Here is a 12,658-nt window from a genome sequence, read left to right as displayed (position 1 = left end):
ACGTCGACCTCATTTACCACCGGTTGCGGGTAGCGGCACGGCGGGCGCATTGCCGTCCGAGTGGATGTGATGGTCGGGCGCCTTGATCAGCTTGCGGGCAAACACCACTACCTGCCACACAACCAGAGTGCCAATGACGGCCAGCAGGGTTCCGCTGATGGGGCGGTTGACGAAGACGCTAAAACTCCCCCGGCTGAGAAGCATGGCGCGGCGGAAATTTTCCTCCAGCATGGGGCCCAGAATGAAACCCAGCAGGAGTGGCGCGGCTTCCATCTCCAGGCGCAAAAACAAATAACCCACCAGGCCGAACACGGCTGTGATGTAGATGTCGTCCAGGCTGTTGTTGATGCTGAAGGTGCCGATGCAGCAGAAAAAGAGAATCGCCGGAAACAGCACGGTGTAGGGAATCTTGAAGACCGACAGCCAGTAGCGCACCAGGGGCACGTTGAGGATGACCAGGAAGCAATTACCCACCCACATACTGGCTACCAGACCCCAGAACAAATCGGGGTGGCTGGCGATCATATTGGGGCCGGGCTGGATCCCCTTGATGACGAAGGCGGCCATCATCAGGGCCATGACGGCATTTTCGGGAATGCCGATGGCCATGAGCGGGATAAAGCTGGTGCGTGCGGCGGCCTCGTCGGCGGCGGCCTGCCCGGCCACGCCTTCGATGCAGCCGGTGCCGATCTCATGCTTGTACTTGCTGAACTTCTTGTCGGCGGCGTAGGCGGCGAACTGGGCAATCGTGGGGCCGCCGCCGGGCAGTATGCCCAGGACCGAGCCGATGATGCTGCCGCGCAGGGCGCTGGGGATGATGCGCTTGAACTCGGGCCAGGTCGGCATGAGCTTGATCTCGCCATTGAACGGGGTGAGCACGTTTTTGTTGTCGAGATTTTTCACCACCTCTGCAATGCCGAAGCAGCCCAGGGCGATGCTGATCAGGCCAATCCCGTCCATCAGGAACGGCAGGTCCATGGTGTAGCGCGCAGTGCCGCTGTTCACATCGGTGCCGACCATCCCAAGCAGGACGCCAACCATGGCCATGGCCAGGCCGTTGAGCAGGCTGCCGCTGCTGACAAAGCTCACGCAGAAAAACCCCAGCAGCATGAGGGCGCAGTAGTCAGCCGGCCCAAACAGGAAGCCCACTTCACCCAGTGGTTGAGCCAGGGTCGAAAGCACCACAATGGCCACGGTGCCGCCAATGAAGCTGGAAATGCCCGCGGTGAACAGGGCCAGGCCGGTCTTTCCCTTGAGCGTCATCTGGTAGCCGTCTATACAGGCGACGATGCTGCTGGCATGCGGGATCTTCATCGTGATGGCGCTCACGCTGTCGCCATATTGGGCCCCGTAGTAAATGCCGGCCAGCATGATGAGCGCGCCGCCGGTGGGAATGGAATAGGTCAGGGGCAGCAGCAGGCTGATGGTCGACAAAGGGCCCAGTCCCGGCAGCAGTCCGATGAGTGTTCCCACCGTACAGCCAAGAGCGCAATAAAGGAGGTTTTGCCAGGTCAGCGCATGCTCGAAACCCAGCGAGAGGTTATGCAGGATGTCCATCAGTAGAGGGGCAGGCTAAGGCCGAGAAAGTTTTTGAAGGCAAAGGCAACCAGGATCAGACCCACCGAGATCTTGATGTTGCGCACCACGGAATAGGACGTTCCGGCAAGCGTGGAACAAAACACCAGAAATATGATGGCCAGAATCATGTTGATGTAGTGGGAGATCACTGCAAACCCGACGAGGCTCAGCAGAATGAGGGCGATATTTTTGACGCCGTAGTCCAGGGGGACGGGGTCATAGAAGTGCGAGCGCACCACCGTGAGCACGCCAATCACAAACAGCAGGGAGCTCACGATCAAGGGGAACATGCCGGGTCCGGACCGGCTTAATTCGCCTATTGAGTAGTTCAGCGACACCCCGCCAAAGAGCAGGGCGATCGCCATGAGGCAGAGGCCCCGCACGAAGTTGCGGTTCTTCATGTTCATAGCGGTTTTCTCCATGGCTGCGCCGCTGCGGGCGTTGTCACAAACGGGGGGTGATTCATCCGTGTCTCCTTGGTGGTGGCCCCGCCTTTGGCCGGTGCACAAGTTGCAACCGACTGGGGGCGTTTGGGATGGAGCGGATGTTAGGAAGCGAGGCTTCCAATCGGCTTTCGTTTTACGCAGCCGAACTCAAAATACGTGTTATCACTAACAGGGCCGGTGGCGCCTGCGGCACCGCCGGCCACGGCTCAGCCGTGTGCGTTCAACCCTGGGGATCGGACGCCAGCGGCAGCCGCAGGATGGCGCGCAAGCCGGAGCCGAGGCCAGCTTCGGCCAGCTCGATGTCGCCACCGTTGCGCCTGGCATAGGCGCGTGCGATGGCCATACCGAGCCCGGCGCCGCGCGCGCCTTTTTCCGTGGGGCCGGCCGAATGAAAACGTTCAAACACTTCTGCGTGCCGCGCTTTGGCTATGCCCGGGCCGTCGTCGCGCACCTCGGCGAGCGCCGCGCCATCGCCGGTGCTCACCTTCACGGTGATGTGCCCGCCCGGCGGGGTGTAGACAATGGCGTTGTGCACCAGGTTGGACAGCGCCTCGTGCAGTTCGGCGCCGCGAGCCAGTACCGGGGCTGCAGGGCTTTTGTGCAGCGCGTCGGGCACCGGTGCATCTTCAGCCGCGTCCAGGCCCAGGTCCTGGTTTTTCTCATGGGCCAGTGTCAGGTGCTGCAGCACCACGTCCCGCGCGATGCTGTTGAGGTCCACGACGGCGGGCGCGTCTTCGGATGGTGCACCGTCGCTCGCATGGGCCAGCGACAGCAGTTGCTCGCACAGGCGCCGGCTGCGCGAGATCTGCACGACCATGGCGCGCAAGGTCGTGTGAAGCAGTTCAGGGTCTTTTTCGCGCAGCGCGACGCCGGCCTGCGTCAGCATGATGGCCAGCGGTGTGCGCAGCTGGTGCGATGCGTCGGCCAGGAACTGCGATTGCTGCTCAAGCAAATCGCGGTAGCTGGCCAGGTGCTGGTTGACGGCGTCGACCAGCGGCGCCACTTCATGCGGCACGTTGGCCGTGTCCAGCGGCTTGAGGTCACGCCCCTTGTTTTGCAGCACGGTTTTTCGCAGGCGCTCCAGCGGCCGCAGGGACCAGGTCACACCCAGCCAGACCAGCAGAATCATCACCAGCACCATGCGGGTGTCGCGTATCAACTCCTGCCGCAGCGTGGCCGCCTGCGCCCGGTCGCGTGGTTCGGTGCTTTCTGCCACCTGGATCAGCAGGTCAAAGGCCTGGCCACGCTCGTCAAGCACTTTGCTTTGAAGCGCCACCACACGCACTGCATGGTCCCGGTAGTCGCTGTCGTACCAGACCACGGGGGAGGCGATGGAAGAGGGCGAGGGGGCCTGCTGCGCAGGCGGTGCAGGCAGGTCGGTTGCGCCTAGCAAGGTCACCTCACTTGTAGAGTCCACCCCTTGCGGCGTCAATCCGATATGCAGGTACTTTTGCAGCGGGCCGGCGGCATCGACCACCGCCTGTACCACCAATGGCGCGTTCAGGTGCAGCAAGCCGTCCGGACCCACCGACAGACTGCCGCGCAGTACATGGACGGATTCGAGCATGGCCTGGTCGTAAGCGTCCTGCACCTGGTTGCGCAAGGCTCGGTAGTCGTTCCAGCTGTCCAGGGCCAGCAGGCCCAGGATGGCCGGGAGCAGCAGCGTCAGCAGGCGCGCGCGTATGCCGAAGCGGTCAGGGTCAGTCCGCAGCGTCTTCATGCGCTTCACGTGCGGTAGCCTCCAGCATGTAGCCCAGGCCGCGCACGGTGACGATGCGCACGTCGCCGCCTTCGAGCTTGCGGCGCAGCCGGTGCAGCACCAGTTCGATGGCGTCAGGGCCGGCATTGCTGTCGGCCGGAAAGACTTTGGCCGAGAGCTGTGACTTCTCCACTGGCGAGCCGCTGCGCGCCAGCAGCACTGACAACGCGGCGCTTTCGCGCGGCGTGAGTTGCAGCAGCGTGCCGGCCAACGTGAAGGCGCGGCTGTCGTGGGCGCATGAGAGCGAACCGCACTGCAGCGGCGCGTGCGAGCGCCCCCGGCTGCGTCGCACCAGCGCGGCGATGCGGGCCTCGAGTTCTTCAATCGCAAAGGGTTTGGTCAGGAAGTCGTCGGCTCCGACGTTCAGGCCTTTGACCCGGTCTTGAAGCGAGCCCTGCGCGGTCAGCACCAGCACGGGCGTGCGGTTGCCTGCCTTGCGAATGTCGGCCAGCAGGTTCAACCCGTGTTTGTCGGGCAGCCGCAGGTCGAGCACGATCGCGTCGTAGTCATTGCCGGCCAGCAGCGACTCGGCGGTGCCGGCGTCCGGCGCATGGTCGGGCACAAAGCCGCTTTGCTTGAAAGCGCGCACCAGCCAGGCCGCCATCTCGGCTTCGTCTTCCACAAGCAGCAGGCGCATGGCGGGGTGGCGGGGTAGGGTGCAGGTTTAAGGTTAAGGCGCGGGGAACGGTTTCAGCGCTGGATGTCGCCCAGGCACAGGTACTTCATCTCCAGGTACTCTTCCATGCCGTGGCGCGAGCCTTCGCGGCCCAGGCCCGACTGCTTCACACCGCCAAAGGGCACATGTTCAGTGGCGATGACACCGGCATTGATGCCGACCATGCCGTACTCCAGCGCCTCGGCCACGCGGTAGATGCGGCCGATGTCGCGGCTGTAAAAATAGCTGGCCAGGCCGAACTCAGTGTTGTTGGCGGCGTCAATCGCCTCTTGCTCTTTGTGGAAGCGGAAGACCGGAGCGAAAGGGCCGAAGGTTTCTTCGCGGGCGCAGAGCATGTCGGCTGTGGCTTCAGAGATCACGGTCGGCTCAAAGAACTGGCCCTTGATTTTGTGGCCACCCGCAAGCAGTTTTCCGCCTTTGGCCATCGCGTCATCCACATGGCGCTGCACCTTGTCGACGGCGGCATCCTCGATCAGCGGACCTTGCACCACGCCGTCCTCAAAGCCGTTGCCGACTTTCAGCAGCTTGACCTTGGCGGCGAATTTCTCGACAAACTGGTCGTACACGCCGTCCTGGACATAAATGCGGTTAGCGCAGACGCAGGTCTGGCCGGCGTTGCGGTATTTGCTGGCCATCGCGCCTTCCACGGCCGAATCCACGTCGGCGTCGTCGAACACGATGAAGGGCGCATTGCCGCCCAGTTCCAGTGCCAGTTTCTTGATCGAAGGTGCGCTCTGGGCCATCAGGATGCGGCCGACTTCGGTGGAGCCGGTGAAGCTGATGTGGCGCACCACGTCGCTGGCGCAGAACACCTTGCCCACGGCAATGCTGTTGGCGCTGTCGGCTGTCAGCACGTTGAGCACGCCGGCCGGAATACCGGCGCGAATGGCCAGCTCGGCGGCGGCCAGGGCCGTCAGCGGTGTGAGCTCGGCCGGCTTGATGACCACGGGGCAGCCGGCTGCGAGAGCCGGGGCGACCTTGCGCGTGATCATGGCGAGCGGGAAGTTCCAGGGGGTGATGGCCGCGCACACGCCGATCGGTTGCTTGATGACCATCAGGCGGCGGTTGTTGTCGAACTGGGGCAGGGTCTCACCGTTGACGCGCTTGGCTTCCTCGGCAAACCACTCGACAAAACTCGCACCGTAGGCGATTTCGCCCTTGGCCTCCGCAAAGGGCTTGCCCTGCTCGGCGGTCATGATGCGGCCCAGGTCTTCCTGGTTGGCCATCAGCAGCTGGTACCACTTGAGCAGGATTGCGTGGCGCTCCTTGCCGGTCTTGCTGCGCCATGCGGGCCAGGCCGCGTTGGCCGCGGCAATGGCGGCTTCGGCATCCTGGGCGCCCAGGTTGGCCACGTCGGCCAGCTTCAGGCCGGTGGCCGGGTCATTGACATCAAAGCGGGATGAACCGGCGACCCACTGGCCATTGATCAGTGCGTCGGTCTTGAAAATGCTGGGGTCTTTGAGAAGGGAAATAGGGGAAGTTTTCATGTCCATGGAGATGTCCTGAAAAGGAGGGTGTGTTTGGGGGTATCCGGGCAATGGGGCTGATTTTGACTGCTTTCGGGACGGGGTGCTTTGGCGCCGCTCGTTCCCCCGGTGCCAATGAGGGGCGGACGCCGTCACCCGCAGCTGGCGGTCCTGCAAGGGCATGGCATCACAAATGCCTTGTCAGCCCCGGCGCCCGCGTAACCACTCGAGGAACAGCAAAAGCGCCGTGGTGAACAGGATCAGCAGTGTGGCAACAGCGGCGATCGTGGGGGAGATGTTTTCCCGGATGCCGGTGAACATCTGCCTCGGCAGGGTGGCCTGGTCCGCGCCCGCCAGGAACAGCGTGACCACCACTTCGTCAAACGAGGTGGCAAATGCAAACAGCGCGCCCGAGATGACACCCGGGGCGATGACCGGCAGGGTGATCCTGAAAAACGTCCGCAACGGGGTCTCGCCAAGGCTGAGCGACGCGCGCACCAGGTTGTGGTTAAAGCCCGCAAGCGTTGCGAGTACGGTGGTCAGCACAAAAGGCGCACCCAGCGCGGCATGCACCACGATCAACCCGAAGTAGCTGTCGGCAAGGCCCAGCGGGGCGAAATACAGGTAGGTGGCCACGCCGACAACGACGATGGGGACCACCATGGGCGCGATGAGGATGCCCATGAGCAGGCTCTTGAACCGGAAGTTGGTTCTGGACAGGCCGACAGCTGCCAAAGTGCCCAGCGCGGTGGCGATCAGTGTTGCTGCGGGGGCCACGATGAAGCTGTTTTTTGCGGCCCTTGCCCATTCCGGTGAATCCAGCAGGTTCTGGTACCACTTCAGCGACCAGCCTGGAATGGGGTAGGTCAGGAACGAGCTTTCTGAAAAAGACAGCGGCACCATGACCAGGATGGGCGCCAGCAGAAAAACCAGAATGGCGACGCATGCGGCGCGCATCAGCCACCAGCCGGCTTTGTCTGCCGCAGTGGCGTATCGGGGGAAGGCGGGCCCTTTGATTTTGAACATGGTGATTTGGCGTCTGCTGTCTGTAAAGGAAAAAAGATGTCAGCCGATGCTGAGTTCGGCCTTGCCGATGCGCCGGTAAACGCTGTAAAGAACCATGGTGGCCGTCAGCAACACCGCGCCCAGCGCACAGGCCATGCCCCAATTGACCGCGACGTTGGTATAGCGGGCGATGTAGTAGCTCAGCATCTGGTCATCCGCACCGCCAAGCAGGGCGGGGGTGACGTAATAGCCGATCGACAGGATGAACACCAGCAACGCGCCTGCGCTGATGCCAGGATAGGTCTGCGGCACATACACCCGAAAAAAGGCAGCCAAAGGTGCGCTACCCAGGGAAACGGCGGCCCGCACATAGGTTGCGGGCACATTTTTCATCACGCTGTAAAGCGGCAGGATCATGAAGGGCAGCAGGATGTGCACCATGGCAATCACCACGCCTGCGCGGTTGAACAACAGCGCCAGGGGGCTGTCTATGAGGCCGATGCCCATCAGCCCGCGATTAACGAGGCCTTCGGATTGCAGCAGCACAATCCAGGCCGCCACGCGTACAAGAATGGACGTCCAGAACGGCACCAGCACCAGAATCATCAACAAGTTGGCCTTGCGTGCCGGCAATGAGGCCAGCCACCACGCCAAGGGGTAGCCCAGCAGCAGGCAAAACAGCGTCACGACCAAACTGATGTTGAAGGTGCGCAGCAAAATGCCGCCGTAGGCCCGGTGCTCTTCAGGCATGCGTTCAACGGTGCCATTGCTGTCACGGCGCAGGTCAACCGATGCCAACAGATAGTCGGGCGTCCATCGTGAACCGTTTTTGGCTATGGCTTGCCAGTACTTCAAATCAGACCAGCGTTCATCTATCTGCAGCAGCTTCTCGCGTGCCTGTTCCGGTGTAACACCGGCAGGCAAGGGCATGGCCCGAAAGGTACCCATGATGAGTGATCGGGCACCGGCCACCTCCGAATTCAGTCGCCGCGCCAGGGCTCCCGCGTCGGAGGCATCCGGTAGCGTGGACAGGTCTTGAGCCAATGCCGCATAAACTTGCGGCTGGGGAAGCGCCTCGGGGGACCAGCCGCGTAATGCCTGCGTGGTCAACGGAAGGGCGTGAACTACCTCGGGGTTTTGCACGGCGCGCAACAGCAGCGCTCCGATGGGAATCAGAAGGGTGAGCAGAAGAAACAACAGCAGGGGCAGCGTCAGGGCAAAAGCCCTGGCCTGCGACGCCCGGTTTCGTTTCGCCAAGGCAGTAGCCAGATCGGATTTCCGTCGTGGCGCGAGAGGGCTCGTTGTTGCAGTCGTCATCTGGGGGGCTCAGCTGATGTGATTTTCGGGACTGTCATGGATGATCAAAGGAAAGGCTGTGCCGTCACTTGAGTTCGATTTCCACAAATCTGAACTCGCTGCCTGTGGGATTCATCACGTTGTGGGCGATGCCCGCGGGCCGGGCGTAAGCGGCGCCGGCACAGAGCTGTACATCCCTGAAGCCCTGCTCATCCTGCATTCGCAACGCACCGTCGGTCAGCGGCACCACGACATAGTCATGCGAATGAACGTGGTGCCCGGTTTCAGCGCCCGGAAGGAGATGCCATTCCGTGACAATTACTCGGAAATTCTCCACGTGGGAGATCGAGGTTGCTGGTTTGCTCATACCGCCTCCTGTTCCAGATGAAACGTCTTGGAAGTGACTCTCCAGCGGCCATCTACCCGCAACAGACACAGGTGGTCGACGAACACCTTGTCGTTGATGCGGATGCGCACTTTTGCCAGCGCCTGGTCATCGCCGACAGCATCCAGAAGAAGGATTTCCTCCTGGCGTTGGGCCTGGCTCGCCTTTGGCGAGCGGCGTTGGGCCAGGATTTCCCGGTAAGTCGCCGCCGGCCACACGACCAATGCGCCTTTCATCACACCGTGCAGTTGTGCCGTTGGATGAAAAACCTCGTCAAACCTGTCGATGTTGCAGTCGTACATCAGGTCGAAGTAGTGCTGAACCGTTGACTCAACGCTTGCAAAGGTGTCGGCGCGCATTGGGTGTCTCTGTGGTTTTACTGCGTGGCCCAGGCGGCAAAGCGTTTTTCAAGCGCCTCGCCCTGGTCGGCCCAGAAGCCGACATTCATCTGGATGGCCTCTTTTGCATTGGCCGGCGACGTTGGCAGATCGTCCAGCACCTTCTTGTCGAGCTTGGCCAAAGCCTGGTTGTTGACGGGGCCGTAGGCAATGTTCTGCGCATAGACGGCCTGGGTGGCGGGCTGGCTGGCAAAGGCGATGAATTTCATCGATGCATCCTTGTTGGGCGCGCCTTTGGGAATGACCCAGTAGTCCAGGTCGTAGATGCCGCCGGGCCAGTAGATCTTCAGGTTGCGGCCTTCGCGGTTGGCGGCGTCGATGCGGCCGTTGTAGACGGTGCTGAGGGCGACGTCACCGGCCACGAGGAACTGTGCGGGCTGGGCGCCGGCTTCCCACCACTGGATGCTGGGCTTGAGCTCTGTCAGCTTACGAAATGCGCGGTCGGCTCCGTCCTTGGTGGCCAGGACCTTGTAGACGTCGGCGGGTTTGACGCCGTCGGCCATCAGTGCAAATTCAAGGTTGTAGCGGGCGCCCTTGCGCATGCCGCGCTTGCCCGGGATTTTCTTGACGTCCCAGAAATCGGCCCAGCTGGTGGGTGCGGTCTTGACTTTGTCGGCGTTCCAGGCCATCACGGTGGACCACACAAAAACGCCCACGCCGCATTCCTTCACGGCTGCAGGCAGAAAGTCTGCCTTGGGGCCGATTTTGCTGAAGTCGATTTTTTCAAACAAGCCCTCATCGCAACCGCGTTGCACATCGGGTGCTTCGACCTCGACCACATCCCAGGTAACTTTTTTGGTTTCGACCATGGCCTTGATCCTGGCCTGCTCGCCGTTGTATTCCACGGCAACAACTTTGGTACCTGCTTTTTCAAAGGGCTCGTAGTAGGCCTTTTTCTGCGCATTGGCATTGGCCCCACCGAAGTTCACGACGGTGATCTGCTGCTGCGCGAACGCGGGTACGGCCAGGCACGAAGCCATGGCAAGGGCGATGATGTTTTTCTTCATGGTGCTATTTCCTCGGTGGTTGATAAAGGCGGAAGGGAACGTTGAAAACAGTGAAAAGAGAAAGCGGTTACACCGCATAAATCCGCGTAAATTCGGGCGGAAATTCGAGATGCACAGCCTCGCCCGGTTGTGGCGGCGGCTGGCCGTTCAACAGGGTGAGCGGCAGCTTGACGGTCGCTTCCGCCTGGCCGGCACCGACGTTGCACAGCAACCGCAGGTGGTCGCCGAAATAAATGATGCGGGCCACGTGCGCGGGCAACGCACTGGCAGGTGATGACGGCGCCTGGCGGTGCAACACAATGCGCTCGGGCCGGATGTAGGCTTCGACCTGCGTGCCGGCAGCCGCCTGATTCACGTTGGTGCCGCCCAGAACGCGGCCATCCGGCAATTCGATGCCTGTGGCATTTCCCTTGCCTTTGAGTACCGTGCTGTCGCCCACAAAACCGGCCACAAAACGGTTGGAGGGCGTTTCATACAGCGCCTCTACCGGCGCCAGCTGCTGGATCGCGCCATCGTTGAAGACTGCTACCCGGTCGCTCATCGTCAAGGCTTCCCCCTGGTCGTGAGTGACATAGACAAACGTGACGCCCAGCTGCTTGTGCAGCTCCTTCAGCTCGATCTGCATGTGCTCGCGCAGCTGCTTGTCGAGTGCGCCCAGAGGTTCATCCATCAGCACCAGCTGGGGCTCGAACACCAGGGCCCGTGCCAGGGCAACGCGCTGCTGCTGGCCACCCGACAGCTGCCCGGGCAGGCGGTCCGACATGCCCGACAGGCGAACCATGTCTAGTGCACGCTTGACGCGGCTGGCCTGGTCGCTCTTTGACACCTTGCGCACCGTGAGCGGATAGGCCACGTTCTGGCCCACCGTGAGATGCGGAAATAGCGCATAGTTCTGGAACACCATGCCGAAGTTGCGTTTGTGCGGCGGTGTGCCGGTGATCTGCGAGCCGTTGAGGAAAATTTCTCCGGCGGTCGGCGATTCAAAACCGGCCAGCATCATCAGCGTGGTGGTCTTCCCCGAACCGGAAGGGCCGAGCAGGCTCAGGAATTCCCCGCGACGAATGTCGAGGTCGAGCTGCTGCACGACCAGCTGCTCGCCGTCATAGGTTTTCTGCACGCCTGAAAAGCGTACAAGCACATCGTTATCAGTCATCGTTTTTCCTGAACGGGGCCACGTAGGTCAACGTGATGCGGTGAAGCTGTCTGCCAGGATTTGCAGGCCTTCGTCCAGCAAGGCGTCTTCGGCCGTGAGGGGAACCAGAATCCTGATCACATTACCGTAGGTGCCGCATGAGAGCAATATCAATCCGCGCCGGGCGGCTTCGGTCACCACGCGTTTGGTCAGTGCCGCATCGGGACGGGCAGGGTCGCCGTTTTCAAAAAGCTCTACGGCCACCATGGCACCCAGGCCTCGCACGTCGCCGATAGAGGTTTCTTTTTTCGCAATGGTGTGCAGGCCTTTGACCAGATGGGCGCCCAGCGTTTTGCTGCGCGCCAGGAGTTTTTCTTTCTCAAAGGCCTTGAGCACGGCCAGCGCTGCCGCACAACCGATGGGGCTGCCGGCGTAGGTGCCGCCCAGGCCGCCGGGGCCGGGTGCATCCATGACCTCGGCGCGGCCGACCAGGCCCGAGATCGGGAAACCGCCCGCCATGGATTTTGCGATGGCGATCAGGTCGGGCGCCACGGGCCACTGTTCACTGGCATACCAGGTGCCTGTGCGCCCGGCCCCGGTCTGGACTTCATCGGCAATCAGCAGGATGCCGTGCTTGTCGGCCAGCGCCTTCAGCCGGCTGATGAACTCGGGCGGGGCAATGTAGAAGCCTCCTTCACCTTGCACCGGTTCGATGATGAAGGCTGCCACACGCTCGGGCTCAACGTCGTTTTTGAGGATCTGCTCAACCGAATGCAGCGCCTGGTCGATGCTCACGCCGTGCAGCGCGTTGGGGTATTCGGCATGGAACACTTCGCCGGGAAAGGGGCCGAACCCCAGCTTATAGGGCGCAACCTTGCCAGTCATGCCCAGCGTCATGTTGGTCCGGCCGTGGTAGCCGCCGGTAAAGGCAATGATGCCGGGGCGCTTGGTGTAGGACCGCGCCACCTTGACCGCGTTCTCGACCGCTTCAGCGCCTGTGGTCAGCAGCAGGGTCTTTTTGGCGAAATTTCCGGGTGCCAGGGCATTGAGCTTCTCGGCCAGTTCAACGTAGGGCTCATAGGCGACCACCTGGAAGCAGGTGTGCGTGTAGAGGTCGAGCTGGGCCTTGACGGCGGCAATGACTTCGGTATGCAGGTGGCCGGTGTTGAGCACGGCGATGCCGCCTGCGAAGTCGATATAGCGGCGGCCTTCCACATCCCATAGTTCGGCGTTTTTGGCCCGGCTGACAAAAATCTCGTGGGCCTGGCCTACGCCGCGTGTCACGGCGGCTTGGCGGCGCGCCATCAAGGCGGCGTTGCTGGAAGTCTGGTTTGGCTGCATGGTGAAGGTGATTTCCGGAATTTCTGGGTTGACTGGGTGGACTGGGTGGACTGGGTGGACTGGGTTGAGGAAGGAGATGGGTGGACTTTAGAAGTCGGGGCAAGGCCCGTCCATGTACACCGCCGCGCTGTTTTCGACATACTGTGCGGGTCTAGAATCCTGTACATGG

The 12,658-nt window shown here is 61.9% G+C and carries 12 protein-coding genes; all 12 read right to left on the bottom strand.

What is annotated here, in order from left to right; genetic code table 11:
- Window positions 1-9: 9 nt before the first annotated feature.
- Entirely contained in the window at window positions 10-1,557 is a 1,548-nt protein-coding gene (locus AC1D1J_RS05280) for a tripartite tricarboxylate transporter permease (protein ID WP_477646161.1), read from the bottom strand.
- A complete protein-coding gene (locus tag AC1D1J_RS05275) occupies window positions 1,557-1,979 on the bottom strand; it encodes a tripartite tricarboxylate transporter TctB family protein (protein WP_477694056.1) in 423 nt (140 codons plus the stop codon). The genes AC1D1J_RS05280 and AC1D1J_RS05275 overlap by 1 nt, the downstream gene beginning before the upstream one ends.
- Window positions 1,980-2,244: 265 nt before the next feature.
- Window positions 2,245-3,744 carry a sensor histidine kinase gene (locus AC1D1J_RS05270; protein ID WP_477694055.1) on the bottom strand — a complete coding sequence of 500 codons (1,500 nt, stop codon included), beginning with the start codon at window positions 3,742-3,744 and terminating at the stop codon, window positions 2,245-2,247.
- Window positions 3,725-4,420: a response regulator gene (locus AC1D1J_RS05265; protein WP_477694054.1), complete on the bottom strand. Its 696-nt coding sequence runs from the start codon at window positions 4,418-4,420 to the stop codon at window positions 3,725-3,727. Before AC1D1J_RS05265 ends, AC1D1J_RS05270 begins: the two co-directional genes overlap by 20 nt.
- Window positions 4,421-4,473: 53 nt before the next feature.
- The gene (locus AC1D1J_RS05260; protein ID WP_477685289.1) at window positions 4,474-5,952 is read right to left on the bottom strand and encodes an NAD-dependent succinate-semialdehyde dehydrogenase; all 1,479 of its coding nucleotides are present in this window, start codon (window positions 5,950-5,952) and stop codon (window positions 4,474-4,476) included.
- A gap of 174 nt (window positions 5,953-6,126) precedes the next feature.
- Window positions 6,127-6,951, bottom strand: a complete 825-nt coding sequence (locus AC1D1J_RS05255) for an ABC transporter permease (protein WP_477694053.1) — start codon at window positions 6,949-6,951, stop codon at window positions 6,127-6,129.
- A gap of 39 nt (window positions 6,952-6,990) precedes the next feature.
- Window positions 6,991-8,247 carry an ABC transporter permease gene (locus tag AC1D1J_RS05250; protein WP_477694052.1) on the bottom strand — a complete coding sequence of 419 codons (1,257 nt, stop codon included), beginning with the start codon at window positions 8,245-8,247 and terminating at the stop codon, window positions 6,991-6,993.
- A gap of 64 nt (window positions 8,248-8,311) precedes the next feature.
- Window positions 8,312-8,593, bottom strand: a complete 282-nt coding sequence (locus AC1D1J_RS05245) for a cupin domain-containing protein (RefSeq protein ID WP_477694051.1) — start codon at window positions 8,591-8,593, stop codon at window positions 8,312-8,314.
- Window positions 8,590-8,970: a nuclear transport factor 2 family protein gene (locus AC1D1J_RS05240; RefSeq protein ID WP_477694050.1), complete on the bottom strand. Its 381-nt coding sequence runs from the start codon at window positions 8,968-8,970 to the stop codon at window positions 8,590-8,592. Before AC1D1J_RS05240 ends, AC1D1J_RS05245 begins: the two co-directional genes overlap by 4 nt.
- Window positions 8,971-8,987: 17 nt before the next feature.
- Window positions 8,988-10,016 carry an ABC transporter substrate-binding protein gene (locus AC1D1J_RS05235; protein ID WP_477694049.1) on the bottom strand — a complete coding sequence of 343 codons (1,029 nt, stop codon included), beginning with the start codon at window positions 10,014-10,016 and terminating at the stop codon, window positions 8,988-8,990.
- A 67-nt stretch (window positions 10,017-10,083) separates the two neighbouring features.
- Window positions 10,084-11,169 carry an ABC transporter ATP-binding protein gene (locus tag AC1D1J_RS05230; RefSeq protein WP_477694048.1) on the bottom strand — a complete coding sequence of 362 codons (1,086 nt, stop codon included), beginning with the start codon at window positions 11,167-11,169 and terminating at the stop codon, window positions 10,084-10,086.
- A 27-nt stretch (window positions 11,170-11,196) separates the two neighbouring features.
- Window positions 11,197-12,489 carry a 4-aminobutyrate--2-oxoglutarate transaminase gene (gabT, locus tag AC1D1J_RS05225; protein ID WP_477694047.1) on the bottom strand — a complete coding sequence of 431 codons (1,293 nt, stop codon included), beginning with the start codon at window positions 12,487-12,489 and terminating at the stop codon, window positions 11,197-11,199.
- Window positions 12,490-12,658: the final 169 nt, after the last annotated feature.

The sequence above is a fragment of the Polaromonas sp. P1_F8 genome (assembly GCF_056405635.1).
This window is presented reverse-complemented; position numbering and strand designations above follow the sequence as displayed.

Bases quoted from the DNA above. Each gene is read 5' to 3' on its own strand.
- AC1D1J_RS05270 (WP_477694055.1), bottom strand. From the start codon at position 3,744: ATGAAGACGCTGCGGACTGACCCTGACCGCTTCGGCATACGCGCGCGC.
- AC1D1J_RS05255 (WP_477694053.1), bottom strand. From the start codon at position 6,951: ATGTTCAAAATCAAAGGGCCCGCCTTCCCCCGATACGCCACTGCGGCA.
- AC1D1J_RS05265 (WP_477694054.1), bottom strand. From the start codon at position 4,420: ATGCGCCTGCTGCTTGTGGAAGACGAAGCCGAGATGGCGGCCTGGCTG.
- AC1D1J_RS05230 (WP_477694048.1), bottom strand. From the start codon at position 11,169: ATGACTGATAACGATGTGCTTGTACGCTTTTCAGGCGTGCAGAAAACC.
- AC1D1J_RS05275 (WP_477694056.1), bottom strand. From the start codon at position 1,979: ATGAAGAACCGCAACTTCGTGCGGGGCCTCTGCCTCATGGCGATCGCC.
- AC1D1J_RS05240 (WP_477694050.1), bottom strand. From the start codon at position 8,970: ATGCGCGCCGACACCTTTGCAAGCGTTGAGTCAACGGTTCAGCACTAC.
- AC1D1J_RS05260 (WP_477685289.1), bottom strand. From the start codon at position 5,952: ATGGACATGAAAACTTCCCCTATTTCCCTTCTCAAAGACCCCAGCATT.
- gabT (WP_477694047.1), bottom strand. From the start codon at position 12,489: ATGCAGCCAAACCAGACTTCCAGCAACGCCGCCTTGATGGCGCGCCGC.
- AC1D1J_RS05280 (WP_477646161.1), bottom strand. From the start codon at position 1,557: ATGGACATCCTGCATAACCTCTCGCTGGGTTTCGAGCATGCGCTGACC.
- AC1D1J_RS05250 (WP_477694052.1), bottom strand. From the start codon at position 8,247: ATGACGACTGCAACAACGAGCCCTCTCGCGCCACGACGGAAATCCGAT.
- AC1D1J_RS05245 (WP_477694051.1), bottom strand. From the start codon at position 8,593: ATGAGCAAACCAGCAACCTCGATCTCCCACGTGGAGAATTTCCGAGTA.
- AC1D1J_RS05235 (WP_477694049.1), bottom strand. From the start codon at position 10,016: ATGAAGAAAAACATCATCGCCCTTGCCATGGCTTCGTGCCTGGCCGTA.